Below are 22,239 nucleotides of genomic sequence, written 5' to 3'. Positions count from 1 at the left end.
CCGAACTCGGAAGTTAAGCCGACCATCGCCGATGATACTGCAGGGGAGCCTGTGGGAAAGTAGGTCGCTGCCAAGATTTATTTCGAAAGCCCGTTAGCTACAAAGCTAACGGGCTTTCTTCGTTTCTATATCTAATCAAGACGTTACCAGTTCTCTCCGAAGCCTGTTCTATTGGCTGTCTCTTTTCTATTCATTTCCTGCTGTCTTTTTTGCTGTCCTGTTAGCCAACCGGCTTGTGGGGGAGTCTTTCTTTATTCTTATCGCTATTCTCAATGTCTTCGTTTTTTCATTTTCGTGTTAGATTGCTGACGTTTTTTAGGTTTTCTTTTGAGCAACAAGCAGCAATCCAAGCGCTGAATTTGAAGTTTTATGTGTCCGAAAGTTGTGGAAGCCATTTTCTTTCAGCAAGCCAATAAGCTCTTCTTTTTCTATGAAATGCGATGTGTATCCAGACAACCGAGTGATGAGTTCCAGTGCAGATTTTTCTATTTCGTAACTTGCTTCTTGCCGTCCTGCGTTGTGGTGTGAAACAAACCACCCTCCTTTTTTAAGTCCATTTGCAACCTTTGTAATGGTTTCAGGCAAATGATCCTTAAAAGCATAGAGTGCATGTGACATCAGGATAATGTCATATTCATTAGCGGGGAGTGGATCTGTTCGAAAATCTAATTCGCATGCTGTGATCCGGTCTTCAAATCCTGCTTCATTGCATCGTTTTTGCGTATGGTTAACAACATGTGGTAGGTCGTATATCGTTCCAGAGAGGGCTGGATTTTGTGAAAGAACTCCCATTGTATATAGCCCGTGATTGCCTCCTATGTCGCACATAGACCTTGCGTTGGAAAAGTTTGGAAGTGCGGAAATATAGTTAACTACTTCACAAAGGCCGTCTCCAATAGCTTCCTGTGCAGTTCCCTCCATTGTTCGCTCAGTAGCCCATCCTTTATCTGTTTTGCTTCTATCGAGCTTTTTACCCGTAAGCAGGTCTGAAATTGAATTTTCTACGGACCTACAAAAGCCCATAGTAAGAGCAATGCTTTTTCCTTGGTAACAAGGAGAGGTTGAGGTGAGGAATTCATTCGCAAGGCTTGTATTGGTGTATGTACCATCATTGCGCGTAAGAAGTTTTGAAGCAGTAAGAAGATCCAAGACAGGTTCTAAACGGTCTGGTATTACAGAAAGTTCATTTGCCAGAGTGTCAACAGTAAGACTTCTTTCTTGAAGATGATTGAATAATTCTAGCTCAACGGCGCTGTAGAATGCTTTTGCAGCAATCGATCCCATTAATAAATTGTGTATTGGCTGAAAGCTAGTACTCGGGTTCGCAATATTCATATGACCTCCAATGTGTTTAGCAGCTAAACACTTTTCGTAAAAAAATTACTTTAGATAATTATCCATCCATAAGTTCATTTGTTGTCCCATTTTTCTGATTATTTCATATGAGTTTTCATCAAGCTGACCCAGATATTCAAAAAACTCTTTGTCGTGTTTTTTATGGAACTCTACATGGTGTTGGCAGGCTGTGCGCCCAAGATCTGTTACTTTGATTAAGACACGGGAGCCATGTTCTGGGTTTGTTGTTTTAAGGACAAGCTCTTTCTTGGCTAACTTAGCGACCAGCTGCGAAACCGCACCTTTAGTAATTCTGAACTCTTCAGCAAGTTCCGTGACCCCAATACCGTTTTTTTGTTCAATAGCTGTAAGCATATGAATTTCAGCGGGGAATAATTTTATTCCAATCCCAAAATCAAAAGCTTTGCGATCAAGTATAGCGTATTTCGACATAGCTCGAGAAAATTCTCTAAGCACTGGTGTCATTTCTTCAAATGTTCTCATAAAAAGAGTTTAGCTGCTAAACTCATTTATGTCGAAACATTTTTGATAGCGTCATGTGTAGTTGCATTCTGCACTGAAAATGATGCTACTTTTCAATACACGCAGTTTACTAATACTGTATAACGTACAAAAAGTGTGGCCATTGTTTGCAGTATGCTTGGTATGTAGTCTTTTGTGTTGCGATTTGCATATTTTAACTAAGAAATACGTATGTACTATCTTGCCGACAGTGTATTGATATGGTTATGTAAACAGAGGGAGTGCATTGTATATGAATACCAACGTTGTGTTAGCTCATGCTATTAAGGATGCGAGTGAATCTTTGACTTTGCCGGACGGAAACAAAGTTTCTGTTTTGACAGTTAGGGCGGTAGAGGCTTTTTCAAAAGCTGAGGGAACTCCTTTTATTGATATTGAAAAGGCGGCGTTAGAGCAGGAGATTTTGCCGGAGCGTTATGTACGAAATTTCTCATTACTTTCTATGCAGAATCAATATAAGCTCCTTAACTCTAAGGTGTTTGTTGTTGGGCTCGGCGGATTGGGCGGCCATGTTACAGAACAATTGGCGCGGCTTGGTGTTGGTACAATCGTTGGTGCAGACGGTGACTTTTTTGAACCAACAAATTTAAATCGTCAGCTAAATGCAACAATGGATTTTTTGGGTGAAAAGAAGGCAAAACGAACTGAACGTCGTTTGCGTACAGTAAACCCAACGGTTAATTTTATCAGCGTCGACCACTTCCTACGCGGAGACGCGTTGATCGATTATGCGAAACATGTGGACATCGTAGTTGATTGTCTTGGTGGACTGGATAATCGTTTGGATTTGCAACATGCTGCTTCGGTTTGCAGTGTGCCTCTTGTAACAGCGGCTGTGGCAGGTCTCAGTGGGTACGTGGGAACAGTTATGCCCGGTAAAACAGGTCCTGCAGAGCTACTCGGTACTGGGGGAGCAGCAGAAGATGTTTTAGGAACTCCGGCACCGGCAGTTGCAATGGCAGCGTCTTTACAGGTAAATGAGGTGATTAAGACTCTTTGCTGGAATAAGCCAAGTGAGTCTTTTCTCTTTTACGATTTGATGGATATGAATTTTGAGAATGTAACGTTGTAACAGCTGTTGCTCTTACAGGATGATACATGATTGATGAAGCCAAAAGGGCGGAGCAAATTGCAGCCGTCTCAAAAGTCACGTGGGTAGGACTTATTGTAAACGTCCTTCTAGCAGTACTTAAGATAGTCGCTGGTATTTTAGGGAATTCCAGAGCTGTTACTGCGGATGGTATTCACAGCCTTTCTGACTTGTTGACCGATGTGTCATTGCTTATTGGTGTGCGTATGTGGACTGCACCACCTGATGATGCGCACCCTTACGGTCATCAACGTTATGAAACACTGTTGACTGCCGGTATAGGCTTGTTGCTTGCTGCGGTTGCTATCGGGATTGTTGTAGATGCCTCTGTGGCCTATACTGATCAACATGTGCGTCACGCTAAATCTGTTGCATTATGGGCAGCATTAGCATCAATTGTTGTTAAAGAAGTTCTATACCGGTGGACAGCATTTTATGGAAGGCTACATAAAGCTCCATCAGTCGTGGCTAATGCATGGCATCATCGTAGTGATGCATTGAGCTCTATTCCAGCTGCTGTTTCAGTGCTTGTTGCGCTTATTTTTCCAGAGCTTTATTGGGTCGACCTTGTTGGTTCAATTATTGTAGCCTTCTTTATCATTCATGCCGCATGGGAAGTTACCATGCCCGCGGTCAATGTACTTGTTGATAAAGGGGCATCAGAAGACGTTGTAGAAGACCTGAAAGCACTTGCCGCTTCCGTGGAAGGTGTAAAGGATGTACATAAACTTCGTACGCGATATCAGGGCGTGGCAGTCTGTGTTGATCTGCATATTTCTGTTGATGGTTCTATCTCCGTTGAGGAAGGACATTCCATCGCAGACAAGGTTGAAACGTTACTGCTTGAAAGCGACTATGATGTTGCAGACGCACTAGTCCATGTTGACCCGTATATGACCAAAGAACGATATAATCAGCAGCGTAGAATACGCAGGCGTGGGCGATCTATATTTTAAAATAAAAAAAGCCGGAGCAGATGCTCCGGCTTTTTTTATTGCTAGTTACTTGAACTTCCTGGACAGCCGCCACAGCCGCCGGAAGGGCAGTTAGGTTTTGATTGAGGAATTGGTTTTTTAGGCATTGGAACTTTTTCAAATTTAGCTCCACCGCCGCGCATCAGTGTGCTTGGAAGACGATTTACTCCGCTGCCCGGAATAGGGCTCGGTGCACATACCATACGGATGGTATCTGTGCTGCCGCAAGCAGGACAGGTTTCACCGGAAGTGCAATCAGAAGAAGCAATCTCTTCGAATACTTCTTTGCATTTTTGACACTCAAAATCATAAAGAGGCATGAGCGCTCTCCTAACATGTATAAGTCTTTTAATCACAGCATATGGCTGCGTGTATTTGAACGGTAATGCCAGCACAGCTGGCTATGACGAAAACTATCAAGGCATGAGCGCAAAATCAAGTAGCTAGCTTTTGGACTTAGCGCGGATTCCAAGAACGTTTGGAAGTACCCATTGCTTGTTCTCTGTATTCCAAAAATCTCCAATATATCTTCCTGCCCATGTGCGTGATAGTTTGGAAGTTTTTAAAAACATACTCGCCTCAGGGCCACCTTCAACATACATGGCTGATTCAAGATTAAGAGCGGATTCCAGCAGGCGGTCGGTAAATTTACGAACCGTCATTGGCGTCCGGCAGTGGATGAAGACGATGTTGCCATCTACGTCTTTTGCTACAGCTGCAATGGATGTTTCACTGGCTTTTTCAGGCCACAACGGTGTGCGGGATTCTGAGAATAAGCGGTAATTTTGGATAACAGTAGCATAGCTTGGGAGCAATTTTTTGTGCTCTTTTTGGTGCCTGTCTATAATATCAACGACGGGAAGTCCTTTACGCATAGGGTTGGCAACAAAGAACGAGCCGAAACTGTTGTGGATAAAACCATTGTTCGTATGTTGTTTATCCCTCATGTATCCAGTGCTTTTAGAGTTGTCCGGAAGATACATGGATGCGTTGATAAGGGCGGTGAGATGATAGCGTGCTGCCCATTGCTCCGGTGTAAAAGAGTCACCTTCCTTGGAGCGCATGAGCAGCAGAAATTCATAGTCAGCGGGAGATATTCGCAGAGCCGTAATTTTTCCTGAAGAACTGCGGTTGGCATTAATAGGAATTTCAGCCAAGTCCAGACCTTTGGCCACAGTTGTCCAGCAAACCTCTGCTTGAACAGGGAGAACAGCGCTGCAAAAAAGTAAAAGGCACGTTGCTATGGTGCATACTATGCGGCGGAAATTAATCATTAACAAGTATGTTTGACCGGTTGCCCGGCAAAGAAGCCGGAAGGTTAACTACTCGACACTTGCATTGGTGCCACGTTTAAGAAACGTGATGAAACAGATTGCTGCAAGAGCAAAAAAAGGCAAGGCAGGTAAGAATCCTTGCTGGAAAATTGCGACAAATGCGATAGTAATAGAGGTATATGGAGCAAGCCAGTTGAGGATAAAGTTCATAACTTTTCCCAAGGTTCCTTCAGGGGAACGAAGCAGAACGTATCCTGCAAGGGCTGCAACCGCTACCAGATAGATAATTTGCCAAGCATACATAAGAAATAGTGCTCCTTTATGTAAATTCCATTTTTCTTCTATGGTTAATACGCCTCACAGAAGCGTCTGTCTACTTGAAACTAAATGACTATATTTACATATTGACATATCAAGTTCTCTTGATATATAAGGAGTCATCACATGAACAAATAGTGATACTGGGTTGTTTAAATTGAAATGTTGAGGGTAGTTTTGTGAAAATTATTGATGCCATTCAGAGTCAAAGTAAGCCTTTTTATTCACTGGAATTCTTTCCGCCAAAGGAAAGAAAGCAGTGGGATTCATTCTTTAAAACAGTAGATCGTTTAAAGGCGCTTAATCCGTTATTTGCATCTGTTACCTATGGTGCAGGTGGTTCCACACAAGATAATACCCTCGAAATTACTTCACGAATGAAGCACGACGCCGGGATTGAGCCGATGGCACACTTAACGTGTGTTGGTGCTTCTAAGGAAAAAATTAACGGGTTTATTAATAAGCTGCGTGAAGCAGACGTACACAACGTGCTGGCACTGCGTGGTGATTGTCCTGCAGATGAAAAATTCAGCTGGACTGATCAGCAGTTCAGATATGCATCTGACCTTGTTGAACTTGTAAGTAACGAGCATCCAGATTTTGGTGTTTCTGTGGCTGGCTATCCTGCTGCGCATCCGGAATCACCAACGTTTGCTGATGACTTGCATTACACTCGTATTAAAATTGATGCAGGCAGTGACTTTGTTGTGACTCAGCTCTTTTTTGATGTGCGTGAATATTTTGATTTTGTTTCTCGTCTGCGTAGTAACGGCATTAACAAGCCAGTTATTCCGGGCATTCTTCCTATCCAGTCCCTTGGCTCAATTCGCCGAATTTTGAGCCTGTGCGGTGCGAACATTCCGGGACAACTGTACCTTTCTTTGGAAGAAGCTAACGCAAAGGGCGGAGACGAAGCAGTAAAAGAAGCCGGACTTAAGTTTGCTGTAAATCAGATTCGTCAGCTTATTGATGGCGGTGCACCGGGTATCCACCTGTACACGCTTAATAAAGCAGATATGTGTCTGGAGTTGGCAGACAGAGTGAAGCTGTAATATTTCTGCGGCGGACGCGTAATGCGCCCGCCGCGTTATTTTTTAAGGAAATGTGAGAACAAGCTCGTCGTATGACTTTCTTTTCTTAACAGGGAGTATCTCGGCATTGTCAGCATGGTATCCAACTGACATGAGGAGTGGCACCCAGTAATTTTCCGGAATATTAAACTCTTTTTTCACACCGTCGTGATCAAACCCGTCCATTGGATGTGTCTGTAAACCTTTTGCTGTTGCTGCGTACATAAGAGACATTGCAAAAAACGCCGTATTTTTAACAGCAAAAGCCAGTTCTGAATCACGAGACTTTCCATAAAGACGTTCGCATACGCCAAAGAACCAGTCTTTTTGCTCTTCCTTTAGTTCTCCGTCCTGTAACTTATGATTAAGAACGATGTGTAATGCATCGTTTTCTTTATGCCATGCTTTTGTGTCGGCAAGAATAATCAAGGTAACAGGCGCTTCACTAACCTTCGGCTGATTCATTGCCAGCTTTTGAAGGCGCATTTTTTCTTCTTTATCCCGCAGAACAAGCATATTCCACGGCTGAAGGTTAAAGCTGGAAGGGGAGTGTGTTGCCTCTTCTACCAGCTCCCGTAAAAGCTGTTCCGGCACATCCCGTTCCGGATTAAAAAAATTAATCGCCCGCCTGTTTTGTAGAATTTGTTTGAATTCTTTTTCCATAAGATACTCCTGTGTTGGACTGTGTGTCGAATGGTGAGTTGTACTATGGTTTGGATGAGCTAGTAGGAATAGTATAACACAATAGTTATCATGCAAAGAACCTTACGGGAGAGATACACTTTTCCTGAATACGTTCTTCGTTATATTGCTGAAAGGAGATGTACAGTGAAAGAACTGCGAATTCTTGTGGCGTATGATGCCAGCCAGAGCGCCCGTGACGCGTTGAAGTATTGCCGCGAACTTATGGGGCTTATTGCGGATAAGTGTAATGGAAAATACACAATCCTTTTATTAACGGTTGAGCAACTTCCTGCTTGTTCCCTTTTTGCAAGTACGAGTGCGTGGAAAGATGAATGTGCTAAAATTCATGAAAAACAAAAGGTATTGCATGAAGCAGTTGTGGAAGAAATGAAGCATTCGGATCTTGATCCAAACTGCGTAAAAAATAAATTTATCACGCTTGATGAACGGGATGAGCCGCTGGAAGATGCAGAACGTAAGAGGCTTATAGCAAAAACAATTTTGAAAGAATTAAAACAGGGGAATTTCAGCACACTTGTTATTGGTCGCCGTGGAATGACCAGAAGTGATGCGTATTTGTTCGGCAGTGTTTCTCAGCATATTTTGCAAGGAGCACGAAAGTGCGTCATCTGGATGCTCTGCCGATAAAAAAAGCCCACCTGATGGTGGGCTTTTTTTTTGTACTTATTTAGGCATGGCAATTACGTGCCATGGTAAATATTTCTTTGCATTTTCGTCTTTGCCGTCTGTAATGTACCGGACATTATCAATAGTAACGACAATAGGAGCAAAAATTGGTTCTTTATCCGGTGTTAAAATTTGAAATGTCGGATTGTCTGTGGAGACAATCTGCACAATAGAGTTGCCGACCTGATACTTGTTCCATTGTACCCAGGTGAGCATGGCAAGAAGAATTGCCGTAGTAATAACACCGGTAACGCCCAGAAAGCCGCCGACACGCAGGGCACGTCGTACAAACATAAATAGCAGGATGAAAGCAAGGCCGAACAACATCCAGTCTTGTCCTACTATGAGAGCCAGTTCATTCCATGACATTGCGCTTATCCTCTTTGAAGAATCATGTGGATAAAAACTCTACGTGTGAACGGTACAGTTTGCAAGCAGGCGGTATTAGTTCCTGTAGAGCAGTTTATCAGTATCAAGGTACGAGGTAACGGCTTTTTCAAACTTATCAAGTAACCGAGTACGATACTTTACTTTGTGTGTAACAGAGTAGAAGTAGCGACTGATAGGAGGCCCCTTGATTTCAATAGGGAATACTTCACCGTTATCAAGTTCTCGCTGGATGGCAAACGGCGACATGCATGAGATCGTGTTCGGGTTGTGGAGAATACGCTTAATGGATTCTGTGTGGTCAAGCTCGAGAACTACATTGAGTTTGCTCATAAGCGGGCCCATGTAATCTTCCAAAGCATCACGGACACCAGCACCTGACTCGCGAATAATCCACTTTTTATCGAGAAGTTCTTCGATATCGTATGGGCCGTTTTTTGCCAGTTTTTCGTCTGTCGAAACGATGATGAGGTCATCTTCACACAGGCGGGTATAGATAAGCATTTTGTTCGGAATTTCTTTCTCGACCAAACCGAGATCAACATCGCCATTTTCAACCTTGCTGATAATAACCTGCGGGTTGGAAAATACTGTTTCAATGGTTACCTGTTTATACGAGTCTGAAACTTCGAATAAAATTTGAGGAAGGATATAGTCGGCAATCGTCGACGAGGCTCCTACTTTCAGAATACCGGTGAGCAGGTCTCCTTCAAACGAGTGAAGGACGTTATGGAAATTCTCCATAACCGGTTCAAGGTTCTGCAACAGCAGTCTACCATTAGAGTTCAAGCTCAGCCTGCGGTTCAGGCGATCAAAAAGCTGAACTCCTAGTTCCTGTTCAAGGCCTTTAATGGCTACAGAAACGGCAGACTGAGTAAGAAAATGCTCTTTCGCCACAACAGAAATGTTTGGCGTTTTGGCAAGGGAAAGAAATAGTTCTAGCTGTCGAAAGTTCATGAGTCCTCCATACCTAGTCCAAGAATACGAGGAATTGGTATGATAGTCAAAATATCTGCAAATTATTCCATAAAAACGAGTAAGTACTCTCTTTTGAGTACTTTCGCTAATAGGAAAAAAGACAACCGTCTTAGTGGTGTTCGGCGGTCTTTTGCGTGAAAGAATTAATAATCCCTCTGCAGCAAGCAGTACTGCAGAGGGATTACGCATAAATTTTATTGCCGTATCTGGCTGTTGTGTCGTTAGATGATAATGGTGAGCAGGACATCAGAAACAGCGATTGTCTTTTTCATAAGACAACAGAGGCGGCAGAGGCCACTCTACGCCGTTTTTTTCATAGTGCAATCAAAAAAAACTTATGAAGATAATAAAGCTGGGTAATATAAAATATAAGAGCCGTGCTGTTAATATGTTTTATACTCAAGCTTCTTCAAATTATGCTGATGTTACAATTACTACTGGGTAACGGAATAGAAACGTATAGAAATAATTGTAGAAATAACTAGCTAAAATACGGTGGGAAACCGCTTTCACTGCGAGTATTCGCCTTGACTGACCAAGCAGTTGGGATTAGCTATGCAGTACGAGTGTATGCTGAAATTACTGGCTCTGTGCTGCATGCCTGGCGTGCCGCAGAGATATATCTTTTACTATATATTATAAGGTCATAGAAAAACATGCATGATGACGTGTTACAACTGCGTGATGAATTAGTAGAAACTGCATTGGAAGCCTTGCTGGATTCCGGCTATAAAGATGTTCGAACTTACGGGTTTGAGGGTTTTGATGAACCGGAAGAAGTTAACGGTTTTATGCCGGAGCTTCAGGCAACAAACAGAAAAAACGTTAAGTTTATTTTTGACGTAGTTACCAAAGATTTTTTTGCTGTGCCGGAAACCTCTCAGCGTTTTAAGGCTTTTGCTGATTTTGCAGATGGTCACGATATTCAGTTTGTCGTCATCGTACCCGAAGGTGAAGAGGGTTTCGCAAGTGCTTTCATAGAAGATTTAGAAATTTCTGATGAAAGTATTGAAATCTGGGAAGCCTAGAGCTTTCGGTTGCCGGACGGTTCCCGTTCGTTCGGCATGTTGTGTTTTTCAGCTGGGGGAGAGATGTCTGTAACTATTGGGATTAATGGATTCGGTCGAATCGGCCGATATCTGACCCGCCTACTCTCCGGACATGAGAATTTGCGCCTTGTAACGGTTAATGATCTCATGTCCGCTGAAGATGCGACGCATCTGTTACGGTATGACTCAGTACATGGTCGCTTTATGGACGCCAAAAGCGTTGAAGGCGGCTTTATGTTAAAGGACTCCTTTGTTTCTGTTACACAAAAAGAATGTAGCAAGTGGGACTGGAGTGAGTGTGATATCGTTATAGAAGCGGCAGGCTGTTTTGCAGCCCGCGAACATTGTCAGCAACATATGGCTTGCGGTGCAAAAAAGGTAATTGTTGCCTGTCCTGCACCTGAGGCGGATGTTACGGTTGTGATGGGTGTTAATGATCAGGATTTGCGTTCTGACCACCATATTATTTCTAACGCCTCATGTACTACTAACTGTCTTGCGCTTCCGTTGCACCCGCTGCACAAAAAGTTTGGTGTAAAACGTGGCTACATGACAACTATCCATCCGGTAACGCAACGTCAGAAGCTGCTGGATGATGATTACCCTGATCTTCGTCGCGCCCGTGCGTGTCATATGAATATGCTTCCGACACCTGTGGGAACCACAGAAACTGTCGCAGAGGTTATTCCAGACATGAAAGGACGATTGCAGGGCATTGCCTACCGTGTTCCTACACTGAGTGTGGCGATGATCGACTGTGTTTTCGAGCTTGAAAAGTCGACCACAGTTGAAGAGGTAAATAGCGTATTGCGTGAAGCAGCGAACGAGCATCTGGGATACACCGATGAACCGCTTGTTTCCTGTGACTTCAACGGCTCCACTTTTGGTTCTGTTGTTGATGGGCAGCTCACTGCGCTTCAAAACGGAACATTGCTGAAATTGGTGGCTTGGTATGATAATGAAGCCAGTTTCTCTAATCAACTTTTACGGTTAACTGAAAAAGTTGCTGGAATGGTTCGTGAGGAACAAGCACTTAAAAACGAAATTTCTTCGGCTGGTTAAGTTTTAGAAGAGAATTTGTGTGAAAAAAAATCTGTCCGGAAGGGCAGATTTTTTTTTGGATAAACGGACAAAGGAAGCGCCTTGCCTCTTCTTGTCGGAATTGATTAGGATATGCCCTATGAATATTGTGTATCCACCATCAAGATATGAAGGGCTTGAGATTCTTTCCTGTTCAGGAGGTCATCATTTTCGTGAACATTTGCATGATGCATATGTTTTATGGCTGAATTCTGAAACCGGTGAGAAATACACGGTTAGTGGCGGAAAAAGAATTTTGGATAAGGGCGAGGTGAGCCTTATTGAACCGGAAGTGCCCCATGCGAACTCTTCATGTCACGAGAGCGCCAGCCACTTACGAAGTTTTTATTGCACCGAAGCATTTTTTCAAAAGCAGTACCTTCATATTTATGAAAAAGAATACATTGCCCCATTAGGGAATCGAGTGGTGGAGAATGGTTCGTTATGGAAAAAACTCACTATACTTCATGAGTACCTGCTTGGTGAGCAGGATATCTTTCACTCTGATGAGCTTGTACTTGAAGCGTTTTCAACATTGTTTGCAGAATGTGGCGGGCGAGAGCTGAAGCCGGTTCGTGATGGTTGTGATTGGCGCATAAAGGCAGCAGTGGATTTTTTCCATGCGCATTTGGAGCATCAAATTCAGCTTGAAGATCTTGCAGAGCAGTTTAGCTGCAGCAGCTATCATTTAATTCGACTTTTCCGTTTTCAAAAAGGAATGACGCCTCATGCATACTTAACGCAGTTGAGGCTGGAGAAGGCCCGTCAATGTATAGATGCCGATGTACCCTTTTCCCAGATTGCTCCTATGGTAGGGCTTGCGGATCAGAGTCATCTGACGCGTCAGTTTAAGAAGCGCTACGGTGTTACGCCAGGGCAGTATCGACGTCAGAGATTGCTTTTTTAATACATGTCAGTTTTGTTCAAGATTTTGCTATTCAGTTTTTGTAATGTCTTCATACGGTTTTTTGATCATACCACAGAGTAGTATAGGACGATAAAAAGAGGTGAGAGCATGGAGACAATCAGCTGGAGTGATTTTGAAAAAGTAGAGTTGCGTGTAGGAAAAATTCTTTCAGCAGAAGTTTTCAAAGAAGCACGAAAACCTGCCTATATAATGCATATAGATTTTGGTGACGAAATTGGACAGCGTAAATCAAGTGCTCAGATTACTGCACACTATACGCCGGAAGAATTAGTGGGTCGATTGGTTGTAGCAGTTGTGAATTTTCCTAAAAAGCAGATTGGCCCGATTATGTCTGAATGTCTTGTTACGGGCTTTGCAGATAAAGAGGGCGAGATTGTTCTATGCGGTGTTGATAGCGATGTACCACTGGGCGCTAAGCTCTGTTAACTTACCTCACCTGCACAAAGTAAAAAGAAAAGGGTACCGCTGTTGCGGTACCCTTTTTAATGACGAATTATAACGGGCTGGAGGTTCCGTCTTTTTCCAGTGGAACAACCAGAACAGGAACAGGGCTTTTAGCAATAACACCTTGTGCAACACTGCCTGCAAACAGATTTCCCAGACGAGAGTGGCCATAGGTTCCCATTACAACCAGATCTGCTGCTGAAGCAAACTGAAGTATGGTGCTGACAGGGTGTCCGGTTTGAACATGGACGCTGGTTGTAACGCCACCATCTTCCAACTCGTGCTTGTAATGCAGGTAGGCAGACTCAATGCGTTCTTTTGCATGCTTCATACTGTCGCGTAACACATCGTCCTTGATTTTCAGCCAAGTGTCTTCATTGTAAATAGTGGCAAAATCTAGCCCTGAAGCAAGAGTGACGTTTCGAGCCCAGTCTGGAATAACATGAAGAAGCATAAGTTCAGCCTTGTATTGTCCAGCAAGGGACAAGGCGTATCCGAGAGCATGTTTTGCTGGTTCAGAAAGGTCGGTTGCGTACAGAATTTTATGAATTTGAGGCAGCATGGCAATCTCCGGTGATCTGAAGGTTATGCTGAACGGACAATAAGAACCGGCGTCGGGCTTTTGGCTATAACACCTTGTGCTACGCTGCCTACAAGAATGCCGCCAATTTTGCTGTGCCCTTTGGTTCCCATAACCACGAGGTCGCAATCTCGTGCGTGCTCTACAATTTTCTTCACGGCACTGCCGGAGGCTATGACAGGAGTAACCTTAATATGAGCACATTGTGCTCTGCCTTCTGTCATTTCGTCGCATTGATCCTGCATAATTTTACGAACAGTTTCTTTTGCTTTTTCTGCACCTGCCTCCAAAAGTACCTTAATTGTTTTATCATCATATACGGCGGCAAAGTCAAACCCTGAGTTCAAGTACACCTGATCCACCATGTTGGGGAGCACGTGTAATAAAATGAGCTCAGCGTCATACTTTTCTGACAGGCTGATAGCGTAGCGCAGTGCTACTCCGGCATCGTCAGAAAGGTCTGTGGCAAGAAGAATTTTATGTATTTCCGGGAGCATGGCACTCTCCTTATTGGGTTATTCTTGCGATATATATTGAATACACCTGCACGAGGGCAGGAGATCCACCGAAGTTAGATACTTGTTAGTGTACCTCAACGCAGAAAAACTCCAATGATACGGTCAAACCTTTCTCGAAAGAGGGCAAAGCTTGCAAAAATGCCGTTTTTACGGTTGAATCTCTCTCTTGTATTAATTTGGAGAGGAGAAGGTATGAAATTACGTACACTGGCACTGAGTATGGCACTTGTGCTGAGTATGACGTCTGTTGCTGTTGCAGAAGAAATTGGTTCTGTAAGCACTGTGTTTAAAATTCTCGGGGCTAACGACAAGGTAGTTATCGAAGCTTTTGATGATCCTGATATTGATGGTGTCACCTGTTACTTGAGCCGTGCGAAAAAAGGCGGAGTAAGCGGATCATTAGGTCTTGCCGAAGATACTTCAGATGCTTCTGTCGATTGTGTACAGATTGGGCCGATTACCATTCCTGCACGTGTAAGAGCGGGTAAAGAAGATGGCGAAGCTGTCTTTAAGAAACGCACCTCGTTGTTGTTTAAAACAATGCAGGTTGTCCGTTTTTATGATCCGAAGAGAAACGTGCTTGTCTATCTTTCTTATAGCGATCGGGTTGTAGAGGGTTCTCCTAAGAACTCTATTTCTACCGTTCCTGTACTCCCTTGGGGTAAGTAATATGTCAGAATACAAAGGAACATTTGCAGCGATAGATTTTGAAACAGCTGATGCAAAGCGTGACAGCGCTTGTGCAGTTGCTGTTGTTCGCGTTGAAGATGGTGAGATCGTGGATAGCCTGTACCGTCTGGTTCAGCCACCGCGAAGTAAGTTCAGCCCGTTTTGTGTTCGTGTACATAACATTCACTGGAAAGATGTTGAGAATGAGCCGGTTTTTTCTGAAATTTGGCCTGAGTTCACTCCATTGTTCCGCGGTGTAGATTTTGTTGCAGCCCATAATGCTTCATTTGACCGCTCAGTTCTCTCCGCTTGTCTTGCAGCAGCAGGGATGCCTGCGGTAACAGAGCGTTTTTTATGCACAGTAAAGCTTGCTCGTCAGGTGTGGCCTAATCTGGAGAACCATAAGTTAAATACTGTTTCCGGACATCTTGGTATTTCTCTCAACCATCACCATGCAGGATCAGACGCAGAAGCATGTGCCCGCATCGCTATTGAGGGGCTTAAACTACAGCCGCAGTTTGCTGCTCCGAATATGCTGTAGCGATAAACTTGCAGAAATCTCACTTTCCCTTTACATCCAATGCGGATTCTTTGTCGCACTGAAATATTTTATCGGTGTGACCATGCGCAGCTGACAATGTAGTGCTGTATATGCATTCCCGTGATAGCATGACAGCACTGTCCTTTACTGCGGCGTTTTGTATTCGCCGCTTGGCGTTGACTGCGCTTTACTGTACAAATGCACAGGTTTTATTATGAAAAAATATCGTGATCATTACTTCATGCAGGCTAAAAAAGATAATTATCCTGCACGATCAGTATATAAGCTGAAGGAAATTGATAAGCGTTTTGCAATCTTTTCCAAAGGCATGAAGGTGCTCGATCTGGGCGCTGCTCCAGGTTCGTGGTCTCTTGGCGCTGCTGAAAAAGTCGGTGCAGACGGGCTGGTTATCGGCGCAGACCTTCAGACAACTGAAACAGAATTCCCGCCGAACGTGCGGTTTATGCAGGAAGATGTTTTCGAACGTTCTCAGGAGTTTGAAGATGTTCTTGCTGAAATTATGCCGTTCGATGTTGTGATCAGCGATATGGCACCGAAAACAACAGGGCATAAGTTTACAGATCAGGCTCGCTCAGCAGAGCTTTGTTACGAAGCACTTAATGTTGCCTGCTACTGCTTGAAACCGGGCGGCAGCTTTGTTGTAAAAATATTTATGGGACCTGATGTACAAGGTTACGCAACTGCTATGCGTAAGTATTTCAAAAGCGTGAAGTCCTTTAAGCCGAAAAGCTCACGCGATGAAAGTAAGGAAATTTTTTACGTCGGTCTCGGGTTTAACGGAAAGAAATTCGAATACGAATATTAATTCCGACTCTGAATCGGCTTCCCTTTGATATTTAGCACCCGAAATGGTTGCGGGTGACTTTATTTTTATTGTTCCAGTTGCAGTGCGTATACTGCAACGACGTAAGGAGGAATCATGGCTGGACATAGTAAATGGGCTAACATTAAGCACCGTAAGGGTCGTCAGGACGCTGTTCGTTCTAAGCAGTTTACCCGCGCAGCAAAAGAGATCATCATTGCAGCAAAAGTAAGTGGTGATATTGCTAACAACCCGCGTCTTCGCTCCGCTATTGCTGCTGCTAAAGCAGTAAACCTGCCTAAAGATAAAATTGAAAACGCAATTAAAAAAGGTACCGGCGAACTCGCTGGTGGTGATATCCACGAGATCACCTATGAAGGGTACGGTCCTGGTGGCGTTGCTATCCTGATTGAAGTTGCTTCTGATAACAAAAACCGCATCGTTGCTGAAATGCGCCACACCTTGAACAAAGGTAACGGTAACATGGGCGAAGCTGGTTCTGTTGCATGGATGTTCGACAACAAAGGTCAGATCATCATCAAGAAAGATGCTGTTTCCGAAGAACAGGTAATGGATATCGGTCTTGAAGCTGGCGCAGAGGACATCATTGAAGAAACAGAAGATTGGGATATCCGTTGTGAGCCGACTGACATGGAAGCAGTTCGTACTGCTTTTGAAGAAGCCGGTATTGCTATTGAATCTGCTGAAATGGCAAAAATTCCTCAGAACACCATTGAGCTTGACGCTGAAGGTGCTAAAAAAATGCTTCGCCTCATCGATCTTCTTGAAGAAAACGATGATGTTCAGAACGTATTTACCAACATGGACGTTTCTGACGAAGTTATGGCAGAACTTAACGCTGAATAAGTTCCGCTTCTGTTCTTCAGGCATTTCCTGATGGACAAAAAGAAAGTGAAAAAGAGAGAGTGTAAGGCTCTCTCTTTTTTTGTTGGCATGTTCTAATTTTGCGTTGCACTATTCGACAGTAGACGAAATGATATGAAGACCTCATAGTGACTATTTGGAATGTATCATTTTACCAACAGTGGAGTAAGTTTTGACTGTTAAACGAGTACTTGGCATTGACCCTGGTTCCCGTGTGATGGGGTGGGGTGTTATTGAAGAGGTTTCCGGAGTGGCAAAGCTCATTGACTGCGGTGCGATTCGTGCCACGGATAAAGACTTTGCCCGTCGTATGGGGCTTATATTCAAAGAACTGAACGCCATTGTACAACTGCATAAACCATCTGTTGCGGCGGTAGAAAACGTGTTTACTGCTAAGAATCCGGCATCTGCTCTGAAACTCGGGCAGGCGAGAGGTGTGGCGCTTGCTGCCTGTGCTGCAAATGATGTTGAAGTCTTCAGTTATGAACCAACCAAGATCAAACAGACCATCGTCGGCGGTGGACGTGCTGCTAAAGAACAAGTGGCATTTATGGTTGCGCAAATTTTAGGGGTAAAAAAGCCTGATTGGGCGCTTGATACCTCAGATGCTCTTGCCGCTGCCGTGTGCCATCTTAACACCAGTAGGTATGCCAAATACCTTTAAGACGTTTCTAGATTTTAACAACGTGCCATCATAGGTTTTCTGTGGTATTAGGTGACTGAGATATAACGTGTTTAACGATTTTCCACGGGTTTCATCGCATCCGGTATGGTCTGATATCTCGATCTGCTGGATAAATGTAAGCTTCCTGTACTGACAGCTTGGTGATGGGCGAAAACCTGTTGGTAACAAATGTAAAACGCGCTTTATTTATTGCTCCGTCTTGGGTAATAGAACGTTGATAGCCGCTTGTGACAGCACGTTGTTGTACGCTTGGTGGTTCAATTCACATAAAAATTTTCTTCAAAGCATATATTATGATCGCATATCTCGAAGGTAAAATTGCTGAGACCACGGAGCAGAGTGTCATTATCGTCACCGAAGGTGGCGTCGGGTACGAAGTTCGACTGCCGGCTCATACTATGAACCGTGTTCCTGCCAAGGGTGGGGACATTGCTGTGTTTGCCTATACTGTTGTGCGCGAAGACGCGTTAGAGCTGTATGGGTTTGAGTCTTGGGACGAACGCCAGATGTACACCACGCTTATTTCTATTTCAAAAGTGGGCGGGAAGACAGCTCTGGGTATCCTTTCTGTATTTCGTCCGGATGACTTGCGACGTATTGTTTTTGAAGAAGATGTGAATGCCCTGACTCAGGTTTCCGGTATTGGCAAAAAGGGTGCACAGCACATTTTCCTAGAACTTAAGTACAAGCTTAAAGTTGACGAAATGCCTGTTGTATCCGGTAAAGATGATGCTCCGACCACGAGCGTATATCGAGATGCTCTTGATGGTCTTGCTAACCTCGGATACGGCGAGGACGAGGCGGCACCGCTGCTTAAAACTATTTTGAAAAATGAGCCGGATCTTGATGTAGGCAGTGCTCTTCGCAGTGCGCTTAAAGCTCTTGCAAAGGGATAAGCATGGAGACTGATCAGAATATCTGCATGGACGAGTCTGTACGTCCTTCGTCTCTTGATGACTTTATTGGTCAGGAAGAGCTGCGCCAGAATTTAAAAATTTATATTGAAGCTGCTAAAACTCGTGGTCAAGCTATGGACCATACGATGTTTTACGGTAACCCGGGGCTTGGTAAGACAACCTTGTCGCAGATTATGGCTGAAGAGTTGGGAGTGAATATAGTTTCCACTTCTGGCCCTGTTCTTGAGAGAAGCGGTGATTTAGCGGCGATTTTAACGAACCTTGGACGTAACGATATTTTATTTGTGGATGAAATCCACCGTATGCCGATCAGCGTTGAAGAAGTGCTGTATCCGGCAATGGAAGATTTCAAGCTTGATCTTGTTATCGGTCAGGGGCCGGGTGCTCGTACTGTAAAGATTGACTTGGAACCCTTCACTCTGGTAGGAGCCACAACCCGCATCGGTTTACTGTCTTCACCGCTGCGTGACCGCTTTGGTGTAATCTGCCGTTTGGAATTTTACACCCCGCAAGAGCTCGCTACTATTGTAACCCGTACTGCACGCATTCTCGGCGTAGATATAGCACCGGATGGCGCCTTGGAAATAGGCCGTCGTTCCCGTGGGACGCCTCGTATTGCCAACAGACTTCTGCGTCGCGTTCGCGACTTTGCCACCGTACAGGGGGGCAGAACTGTTGATGCTGATTTGGCAGGCAGTGCTCTTAAAATGATGGATGTTGACGAAAGCGGGCTGGATCAGATGGACAGAAAGCTGCTGAGTGTTCTTATTGAACATTATGGCGGTGGGCCTGTCGGAGCAAAAACGCTGGCAGTGGCCTGTTCTGAAGATGTGAAGACCATTGAAGATATATATGAACCGTATCTTATTCAATGCGGGTTTATAAAACGGACACACAGAGGCCGTGTAGCCACGGCTAAAGCGTACCGTCATTTGAATTTTTTGGCATAGGTCGTGCCGATATAACTCATAGCTAAGGAGGAAATATGCCTCAGAAAAAATGCAGGGTAGAACTTGTTGCCTCAACTCCAGATCCGATGGCAGTTATTTATGCAGCGTTCAGACAGTGCTACCATGCAGGCTTCGTGGGCGACATGCACACCAAGCTTGTAGATGGGGATATTTCCGAAGAAAAGCAGGCCGCTTTTATCCGTAAAGTTATGGAGTCCGGTCATGCCAGCCCGATTGAGCATGTTTCTTTTACCTTTGCGATCGAAGGTGTTTCTCGTGCCTTGACGCATCAGCTTGTTCGTCATCGTATTGCTTCTTTTTCACAGCAGAGTCAGCGTTATGTAGACGGTAGTGATTTTGACTACATTTTACCGCCTGCGTTTGCCAAAATTCCGGAAGCAAAAGAACGTTTTGAAAAGTTCTTAGATGAAGTGGGCGATGCTTATCAGGAATTGAAAAAGATTCTTGAAGAGAACGGGCGCGGAGAAAAAGCAAAAGAAGATGCCCGTTTTGTGTTACCGCAAGCTACAGAATCAAAGATTGTAGTAACAATGAACTGTCGAAGCCTTATTAACTTTTTTGAACATCGCTGTTGTACTCGTGCTCAGTGGGAAATCAGAGAGTTGGCCAATCAGATGCTTAAAATTTGTCAAAGAGAGTTACCATGTGTTTTTGATGACGCAGGTGCTCGCTGCGAGAAGTTGAAGTACTGCCCTGAAGGGGAGAAGTTCACCTGCGGTCGTTACCCGTTGCCATAACTAATTGGGTGTCACCGCTTATAACCGGCTTATATTGGTTGGTTGTATATTTGTTATTTACAATACGGCATTAGCCCTGAAGAGTTCTGTACGATGATTGTTTTTTATAACGTATTGTATAAACTCACTCTTTCGATTTGATTTAAACGTGAGAGCTTCATGATAGTGTGGCTCTCACATACTTTTTTACAAAAAAGCTAGAATAAAAAGTGCGTCAGATGATTGCCTTTTTCGAATATTAGCTTTAAAAGGCGAATTCTTCAGTTTTCGGCAATACTAATTGTGGAAAACTTTTCCACAGAAATGTGGAAACTATAAAGTCTACCGCGCCAACTCTTGTTGTACGTGTGTTGAATAATTCTCCTTAAAATAGTGTTTTGCTAAAAAAGGTAGATAAATCGATAGATTGTTGAACTTAGCCGAATGATAGCGCCTGTGCAGAGACTAACAGGTATCAACGGTTTAACTCGAATTGCGGAATAGCATGAAAGAACGTAGGAACATCCCCATGATTGATATTTGGGGTCAAATTCGAGAAATTCTACAAGAAAGCCTTAATCCCGGCATTTTCAAAGTATGGATTTCACCGTTACAAGCTGAAGTTGATGGTACTGCCATTCGACTGACAGCTTCCAATGATTTCGTGGCTTCATGGGTGCGTGAGCGTCTTGTGAACGATATCTCGGAAGCTGCGGCTACTGTTATGGGTGAACGTCCAACTATTACTGTTGTTGCAGGTGCCGCGAAAGCTGTTGTTAAGCCGAAAGTGCAGGCAAAAACTGCTGCACCGAAAGCTACACGTGTACCTGAACCCCAGACCGCTTCTGCGCCGGTACTTTTTGGTGCAGATAATAAGCGCGTAGTTCAGCAGCAGCTTCCAGTAGAACAGCCATTAGTCTCTAAAGCCATTGATTGGCGTTTTGACTTCGACAGCTTTGTGGTTGGACCAAGCAACGACCTTGCTTTTGCCGCATCACAAGGTATCACTCGTGATTCTCTTTCTTGCAGTACTCTCTTTTTAAGTTCAGCACCGGGGCTTGGAAAAACACACCTCATGCAGGCTGTTGGCGGTCAGCTGTGTCGTCATAGCAATCGTGTAAATCCAAGAGTCGAGTACCTTACAGCGGAAGAATTCGCTACAGGTCTTGTTACCTCTCTTAAACATCGTGATACAGAGCGCTTTAAGTCCCGTTACCGTGACGTAGACTTGTTGCTGCTAGAAGATGTTCACTTCCTTCAAGGCAAAGAACGTATGCAAGATGAAGTGCTTGCAACAATAAAATCTTTGCAGTCCCGCGGTTCCCGTGTGGTGCTGTCCAGTTCTTTTGCTCCACGTGATCTTAAAGACGTTGATAATCAGCTTGTTTCCCGCTTCTGTTCCGGGTTCCTTGCCGTTATCGATAAACCGGACTTTGAGACCCGTCGTGATATTCTTTGCAAGAAAGCACGTCTTTATCAGGTAGATTTGCCGGAAAACGTGACTGATTTACTTGCAGAAAACATTCATTCAGATGTACGTCAGATAGAGAGCTGCTTACATAACCTCATTCTGAAAGCACGTATCCTGAACGAACGAATTTCTATGGACATGGCATGGGACGTGATCGGGCATTATGCATCCCGTGAAGTCGTTATGAACATGGACTCAATTGTACGTTGTGTTTGCAGCTGTTTTGATCTTTCATACGATCAGCTTAACTCACGTAGTCGTAAGCGTGAGCTGGTAACCGCGCGTAACACCATCTTCTATCTCGCTCGTAAGCATACTGATCTGTCGTTAAAACAGATTGGTTTGCAGTTTAACCGTCGCCATTCAACAGTACTGAAAGGTATTACGAACTTGGAACGGGAAATGAGCCGCAGCACACCGACTGGTCGTCAGGTGTCAAATACTGTGAAGATGATTGAAAAGAATGGACGAATTTCCGCCCCCTGAGAATAGTCGGGGGTCGTAAGTCTTGTTAGTGATAAGGCGCGTACCGCTCGATGCGGCACGCGCCTTTTTTGTTTTTTAGGGCATAATGCGCCTTGCGTAACATCCCCATTGGCAAACGCACGCTTTTAAAGAACAA

27 protein-coding genes are annotated in these 22,239 nt (G+C 44.1%); 17 read left to right on the top strand and 10 right to left on the bottom strand.

Annotation, left to right across the window (positions count from 1 at the left end; all coding sequences use genetic code 11):
- Positions 1-315: 315 nt before the first annotated feature.
- Complete coding sequence (locus QZY95_RS03920; protein ID WP_290919563.1) at positions 316-1,335, bottom strand: methyltransferase; 1,020 nt, start codon at positions 1,333-1,335, stop codon at positions 316-318.
- Between the two features lie 45 nt (positions 1,336-1,380).
- Positions 1,381-1,839: a MarR family transcriptional regulator gene (locus QZY95_RS03915; RefSeq protein ID WP_290919561.1), complete on the bottom strand. Its 459-nt coding sequence runs from the start codon at positions 1,837-1,839 to the stop codon at positions 1,381-1,383.
- 271 nt (positions 1,840-2,110) lie between these two features.
- Here QZY95_RS03915 and QZY95_RS03910 point away from each other — a divergent pair, with 271 nt between their 5' ends.
- The gene (locus QZY95_RS03910) at positions 2,111-2,950 is read left to right on the top strand and encodes a ThiF family adenylyltransferase (protein ID WP_290919559.1); all 840 of its coding nucleotides are present in this window, start codon (positions 2,111-2,113) and stop codon (positions 2,948-2,950) included.
- Positions 2,951-2,976: 26 nt separating this feature from the next.
- Positions 2,977-3,924 carry a cation diffusion facilitator family transporter gene (locus QZY95_RS03905; RefSeq protein ID WP_290919557.1) on the top strand — a complete coding sequence of 316 codons (948 nt, stop codon included), beginning with the start codon at positions 2,977-2,979 and terminating at the stop codon, positions 3,922-3,924.
- A gap of 41 nt (positions 3,925-3,965) precedes the next feature.
- Here the strand turns inward: QZY95_RS03905 and QZY95_RS03900 are convergent, their stop codons facing one another.
- From QZY95_RS03900 to QZY95_RS03890, 3 genes are all read right to left on the bottom strand, one after another.
- Positions 3,966-4,262 (bottom strand): zinc ribbon domain-containing protein, encoded by a 297-nt coding sequence (locus tag QZY95_RS03900; RefSeq protein WP_290919555.1) that lies wholly within the window; start codon positions 4,260-4,262, stop codon positions 3,966-3,968.
- A 123-nt stretch (positions 4,263-4,385) separates the two neighbouring features.
- Positions 4,386-5,117, bottom strand: coding sequence for a phosphodiester glycosidase family protein (locus QZY95_RS03895; protein ID WP_290919552.1), 732 nt, complete (start codon positions 5,115-5,117; stop codon positions 4,386-4,388).
- A gap of 147 nt (positions 5,118-5,264) precedes the next feature.
- Positions 5,265-5,519 carry a hypothetical protein gene (locus QZY95_RS03890; protein ID WP_290919550.1) on the bottom strand — a complete coding sequence of 85 codons (255 nt, stop codon included), beginning with the start codon at positions 5,517-5,519 and terminating at the stop codon, positions 5,265-5,267.
- 194 nt (positions 5,520-5,713) lie between these two features.
- Here QZY95_RS03890 and metF point away from each other — a divergent pair, with 194 nt between their 5' ends.
- Positions 5,714-6,586, top strand: coding sequence for a methylenetetrahydrofolate reductase [NAD(P)H] (metF, locus tag QZY95_RS03885; protein ID WP_290919548.1), 873 nt, complete (start codon positions 5,714-5,716; stop codon positions 6,584-6,586).
- A 42-nt stretch (positions 6,587-6,628) separates the two neighbouring features.
- On the opposite strand, the gene QZY95_RS03880 is transcribed toward metF, so the two are convergent.
- A complete protein-coding gene (locus QZY95_RS03880) occupies positions 6,629-7,267 on the bottom strand; it encodes a nitroreductase family protein (protein WP_290919546.1) in 639 nt (212 codons plus the stop codon).
- A gap of 165 nt (positions 7,268-7,432) precedes the next feature.
- Between QZY95_RS03880 and QZY95_RS03875 the strand changes: the two genes are divergently transcribed.
- Positions 7,433-7,936, top strand: coding sequence for a universal stress protein (locus QZY95_RS03875; protein ID WP_290919544.1), 504 nt, complete (start codon positions 7,433-7,435; stop codon positions 7,934-7,936).
- A gap of 36 nt (positions 7,937-7,972) precedes the next feature.
- On the opposite strand, the gene QZY95_RS03870 is transcribed toward QZY95_RS03875, so the two are convergent.
- Both QZY95_RS03870 and QZY95_RS03865 read right to left on the bottom strand, forming a co-directional pair.
- A complete protein-coding gene (locus QZY95_RS03870) occupies positions 7,973-8,344 on the bottom strand; it encodes a hypothetical protein (protein WP_290919542.1) in 372 nt (123 codons plus the stop codon).
- A gap of 75 nt (positions 8,345-8,419) precedes the next feature.
- Positions 8,420-9,319: a LysR family transcriptional regulator gene (locus QZY95_RS03865; RefSeq protein ID WP_290919540.1), complete on the bottom strand. Its 900-nt coding sequence runs from the start codon at positions 9,317-9,319 to the stop codon at positions 8,420-8,422.
- 677 nt (positions 9,320-9,996) lie between these two features.
- On the opposite strand from QZY95_RS03865, the gene QZY95_RS03860 reads away from it, so the two are divergent.
- The 4 genes from QZY95_RS03860 (at position 9,997) to QZY95_RS03845 (ending at position 12,823) form a co-directional block, all read left to right on the top strand.
- Positions 9,997-10,368: a hypothetical protein gene (locus QZY95_RS03860; RefSeq protein WP_290919538.1), complete on the top strand. Its 372-nt coding sequence runs from the start codon at positions 9,997-9,999 to the stop codon at positions 10,366-10,368.
- Positions 10,369-10,431: 63 nt separating this feature from the next.
- Positions 10,432-11,451, top strand: a complete 1,020-nt coding sequence (locus QZY95_RS03855; protein WP_290919536.1) for a glyceraldehyde 3-phosphate dehydrogenase NAD-binding domain-containing protein — start codon at positions 10,432-10,434, stop codon at positions 11,449-11,451.
- Positions 11,452-11,470: 19 nt separating this feature from the next.
- Positions 11,471-12,376 carry an AraC family transcriptional regulator gene (locus tag QZY95_RS03850; RefSeq protein WP_290919534.1) on the top strand — a complete coding sequence of 302 codons (906 nt, stop codon included), beginning with the start codon at positions 11,471-11,473 and terminating at the stop codon, positions 12,374-12,376.
- Between the two features lie 108 nt (positions 12,377-12,484).
- Positions 12,485-12,823 carry a tRNA-binding protein gene (locus QZY95_RS03845; RefSeq protein ID WP_290919532.1) on the top strand — a complete coding sequence of 113 codons (339 nt, stop codon included), beginning with the start codon at positions 12,485-12,487 and terminating at the stop codon, positions 12,821-12,823.
- A gap of 67 nt (positions 12,824-12,890) precedes the next feature.
- On the opposite strand, the gene QZY95_RS03840 is transcribed toward QZY95_RS03845, so the two are convergent.
- The gene (locus QZY95_RS03840; RefSeq protein ID WP_290919530.1) at positions 12,891-13,403 is read right to left on the bottom strand and encodes a universal stress protein; all 513 of its coding nucleotides are present in this window, start codon (positions 13,401-13,403) and stop codon (positions 12,891-12,893) included.
- A 23-nt stretch (positions 13,404-13,426) separates the two neighbouring features.
- Complete coding sequence (locus QZY95_RS03835; protein WP_290919528.1) at positions 13,427-13,918, bottom strand: universal stress protein; 492 nt, start codon at positions 13,916-13,918, stop codon at positions 13,427-13,429.
- A gap of 213 nt (positions 13,919-14,131) precedes the next feature.
- Here QZY95_RS03835 and creA point away from each other — a divergent pair, with 213 nt between their 5' ends.
- From creA to dnaA, 9 genes are all read left to right on the top strand, one after another.
- Positions 14,132-14,608, top strand: a complete 477-nt coding sequence (gene creA, locus QZY95_RS03830; protein ID WP_290919526.1) for a protein CreA — start codon at positions 14,132-14,134, stop codon at positions 14,606-14,608.
- A 1-nt stretch (position 14,609) separates the two neighbouring features.
- Complete coding sequence (locus QZY95_RS03825) at positions 14,610-15,149, top strand: 3'-5' exonuclease (protein WP_290919524.1); 540 nt, start codon at positions 14,610-14,612, stop codon at positions 15,147-15,149.
- Positions 15,150-15,363: 214 nt separating this feature from the next.
- Positions 15,364-15,975 carry an RlmE family RNA methyltransferase gene (locus tag QZY95_RS03820; protein WP_290919522.1) on the top strand — a complete coding sequence of 204 codons (612 nt, stop codon included), beginning with the start codon at positions 15,364-15,366 and terminating at the stop codon, positions 15,973-15,975.
- Positions 15,976-16,089: 114 nt separating this feature from the next.
- On the top strand, positions 16,090-16,839 hold the full coding sequence (locus QZY95_RS03815) for a YebC/PmpR family DNA-binding transcriptional regulator (protein WP_290919520.1): 750 nt from the start codon (positions 16,090-16,092) through the stop codon (positions 16,837-16,839).
- A 190-nt stretch (positions 16,840-17,029) separates the two neighbouring features.
- A complete protein-coding gene (gene ruvC, locus QZY95_RS03810; protein WP_290919518.1) occupies positions 17,030-17,521 on the top strand; it encodes a crossover junction endodeoxyribonuclease RuvC in 492 nt (163 codons plus the stop codon).
- Between the two features lie 314 nt (positions 17,522-17,835).
- Positions 17,836-18,438: a Holliday junction branch migration protein RuvA gene (ruvA, locus tag QZY95_RS03805; protein ID WP_290919515.1), complete on the top strand. Its 603-nt coding sequence runs from the start codon at positions 17,836-17,838 to the stop codon at positions 18,436-18,438.
- A 2-nt stretch (positions 18,439-18,440) separates the two neighbouring features.
- Positions 18,441-19,409, top strand: coding sequence for a Holliday junction branch migration DNA helicase RuvB (ruvB, locus tag QZY95_RS03800; RefSeq protein ID WP_290919513.1), 969 nt, complete (start codon positions 18,441-18,443; stop codon positions 19,407-19,409).
- Between the two features lie 35 nt (positions 19,410-19,444).
- On the top strand, positions 19,445-20,167 hold the full coding sequence (thyX, locus tag QZY95_RS03795) for an FAD-dependent thymidylate synthase (protein ID WP_290919511.1): 723 nt from the start codon (positions 19,445-19,447) through the stop codon (positions 20,165-20,167).
- 508 nt (positions 20,168-20,675) lie between these two features.
- Complete coding sequence (dnaA, locus tag QZY95_RS03790; RefSeq protein WP_290919509.1) at positions 20,676-22,103, top strand: chromosomal replication initiator protein DnaA; 1,428 nt, start codon at positions 20,676-20,678, stop codon at positions 22,101-22,103.
- Positions 22,104-22,239: the final 136 nt, after the last annotated feature.

The sequence above is a fragment of the Halodesulfovibrio sp. genome (assembly GCF_015482765.1).
In the GTDB taxonomy this organism is placed as follows: domain Bacteria; phylum Desulfobacterota; class Desulfovibrionia; order Desulfovibrionales; family Desulfovibrionaceae; genus Halodesulfovibrio.
This window is presented reverse-complemented; position numbering and strand designations above follow the sequence as displayed.

Excerpts from the sequence above, each read along its gene's own strand:
- QZY95_RS03865 (WP_290919540.1), bottom strand. The coding sequence starts at position 9,319 with ATGAACTTTCGACAGCTAGAACTATTTCTTTCCCTTGCCAAAACGCCA.
- QZY95_RS03855 (WP_290919536.1), top strand. The coding sequence starts at position 10,432 with ATGTCTGTAACTATTGGGATTAATGGATTCGGTCGAATCGGCCGATAT.
- QZY95_RS03900 (WP_290919555.1), bottom strand. The coding sequence starts at position 4,262 with ATGCCTCTTTATGATTTTGAGTGTCAAAAATGCAAAGAAGTATTCGAA.
- thyX (WP_290919511.1), top strand. The coding sequence starts at position 19,445 with ATGCCTCAGAAAAAATGCAGGGTAGAACTTGTTGCCTCAACTCCAGAT.
- QZY95_RS03905 (WP_290919557.1), top strand. The coding sequence starts at position 2,977 with ATGATTGATGAAGCCAAAAGGGCGGAGCAAATTGCAGCCGTCTCAAAA.
- dnaA (WP_290919509.1), top strand. The coding sequence starts at position 20,676 with ATGATTGATATTTGGGGTCAAATTCGAGAAATTCTACAAGAAAGCCTT.
- QZY95_RS03860 (WP_290919538.1), top strand. The coding sequence starts at position 9,997 with ATGCATGATGACGTGTTACAACTGCGTGATGAATTAGTAGAAACTGCA.
- ruvA (WP_290919515.1), top strand. The coding sequence starts at position 17,836 with ATGATCGCATATCTCGAAGGTAAAATTGCTGAGACCACGGAGCAGAGT.
- creA (WP_290919526.1), top strand. The coding sequence starts at position 14,132 with ATGAAATTACGTACACTGGCACTGAGTATGGCACTTGTGCTGAGTATG.
- QZY95_RS03920 (WP_290919563.1), bottom strand. The coding sequence starts at position 1,335 with ATGAATATTGCGAACCCGAGTACTAGCTTTCAGCCAATACACAATTTA.
- QZY95_RS03880 (WP_290919546.1), bottom strand. The coding sequence starts at position 7,267 with ATGGAAAAAGAATTCAAACAAATTCTACAAAACAGGCGGGCGATTAAT.
- QZY95_RS03915 (WP_290919561.1), bottom strand. The coding sequence starts at position 1,839 with ATGAGAACATTTGAAGAAATGACACCAGTGCTTAGAGAATTTTCTCGA.
- QZY95_RS03835 (WP_290919528.1), bottom strand. The coding sequence starts at position 13,918 with ATGCTCCCGGAAATACATAAAATTCTTCTTGCCACAGACCTTTCTGAC.
- QZY95_RS03820 (WP_290919522.1), top strand. The coding sequence starts at position 15,364 with ATGAAAAAATATCGTGATCATTACTTCATGCAGGCTAAAAAAGATAAT.
- QZY95_RS03890 (WP_290919550.1), bottom strand. The coding sequence starts at position 5,519 with ATGTATGCTTGGCAAATTATCTATCTGGTAGCGGTTGCAGCCCTTGCA.
- QZY95_RS03870 (WP_290919542.1), bottom strand. The coding sequence starts at position 8,344 with ATGTCATGGAATGAACTGGCTCTCATAGTAGGACAAGACTGGATGTTG.
- ruvB (WP_290919513.1), top strand. The coding sequence starts at position 18,441 with ATGGAGACTGATCAGAATATCTGCATGGACGAGTCTGTACGTCCTTCG.
- QZY95_RS03840 (WP_290919530.1), bottom strand. The coding sequence starts at position 13,403 with ATGCTGCCTCAAATTCATAAAATTCTGTACGCAACCGACCTTTCTGAA.
- QZY95_RS03910 (WP_290919559.1), top strand. The coding sequence starts at position 2,111 with ATGAATACCAACGTTGTGTTAGCTCATGCTATTAAGGATGCGAGTGAA.
- QZY95_RS03825 (WP_290919524.1), top strand. The coding sequence starts at position 14,610 with ATGTCAGAATACAAAGGAACATTTGCAGCGATAGATTTTGAAACAGCT.
- QZY95_RS03815 (WP_290919520.1), top strand. The coding sequence starts at position 16,090 with ATGGCTGGACATAGTAAATGGGCTAACATTAAGCACCGTAAGGGTCGT.
- QZY95_RS03845 (WP_290919532.1), top strand. The coding sequence starts at position 12,485 with ATGGAGACAATCAGCTGGAGTGATTTTGAAAAAGTAGAGTTGCGTGTA.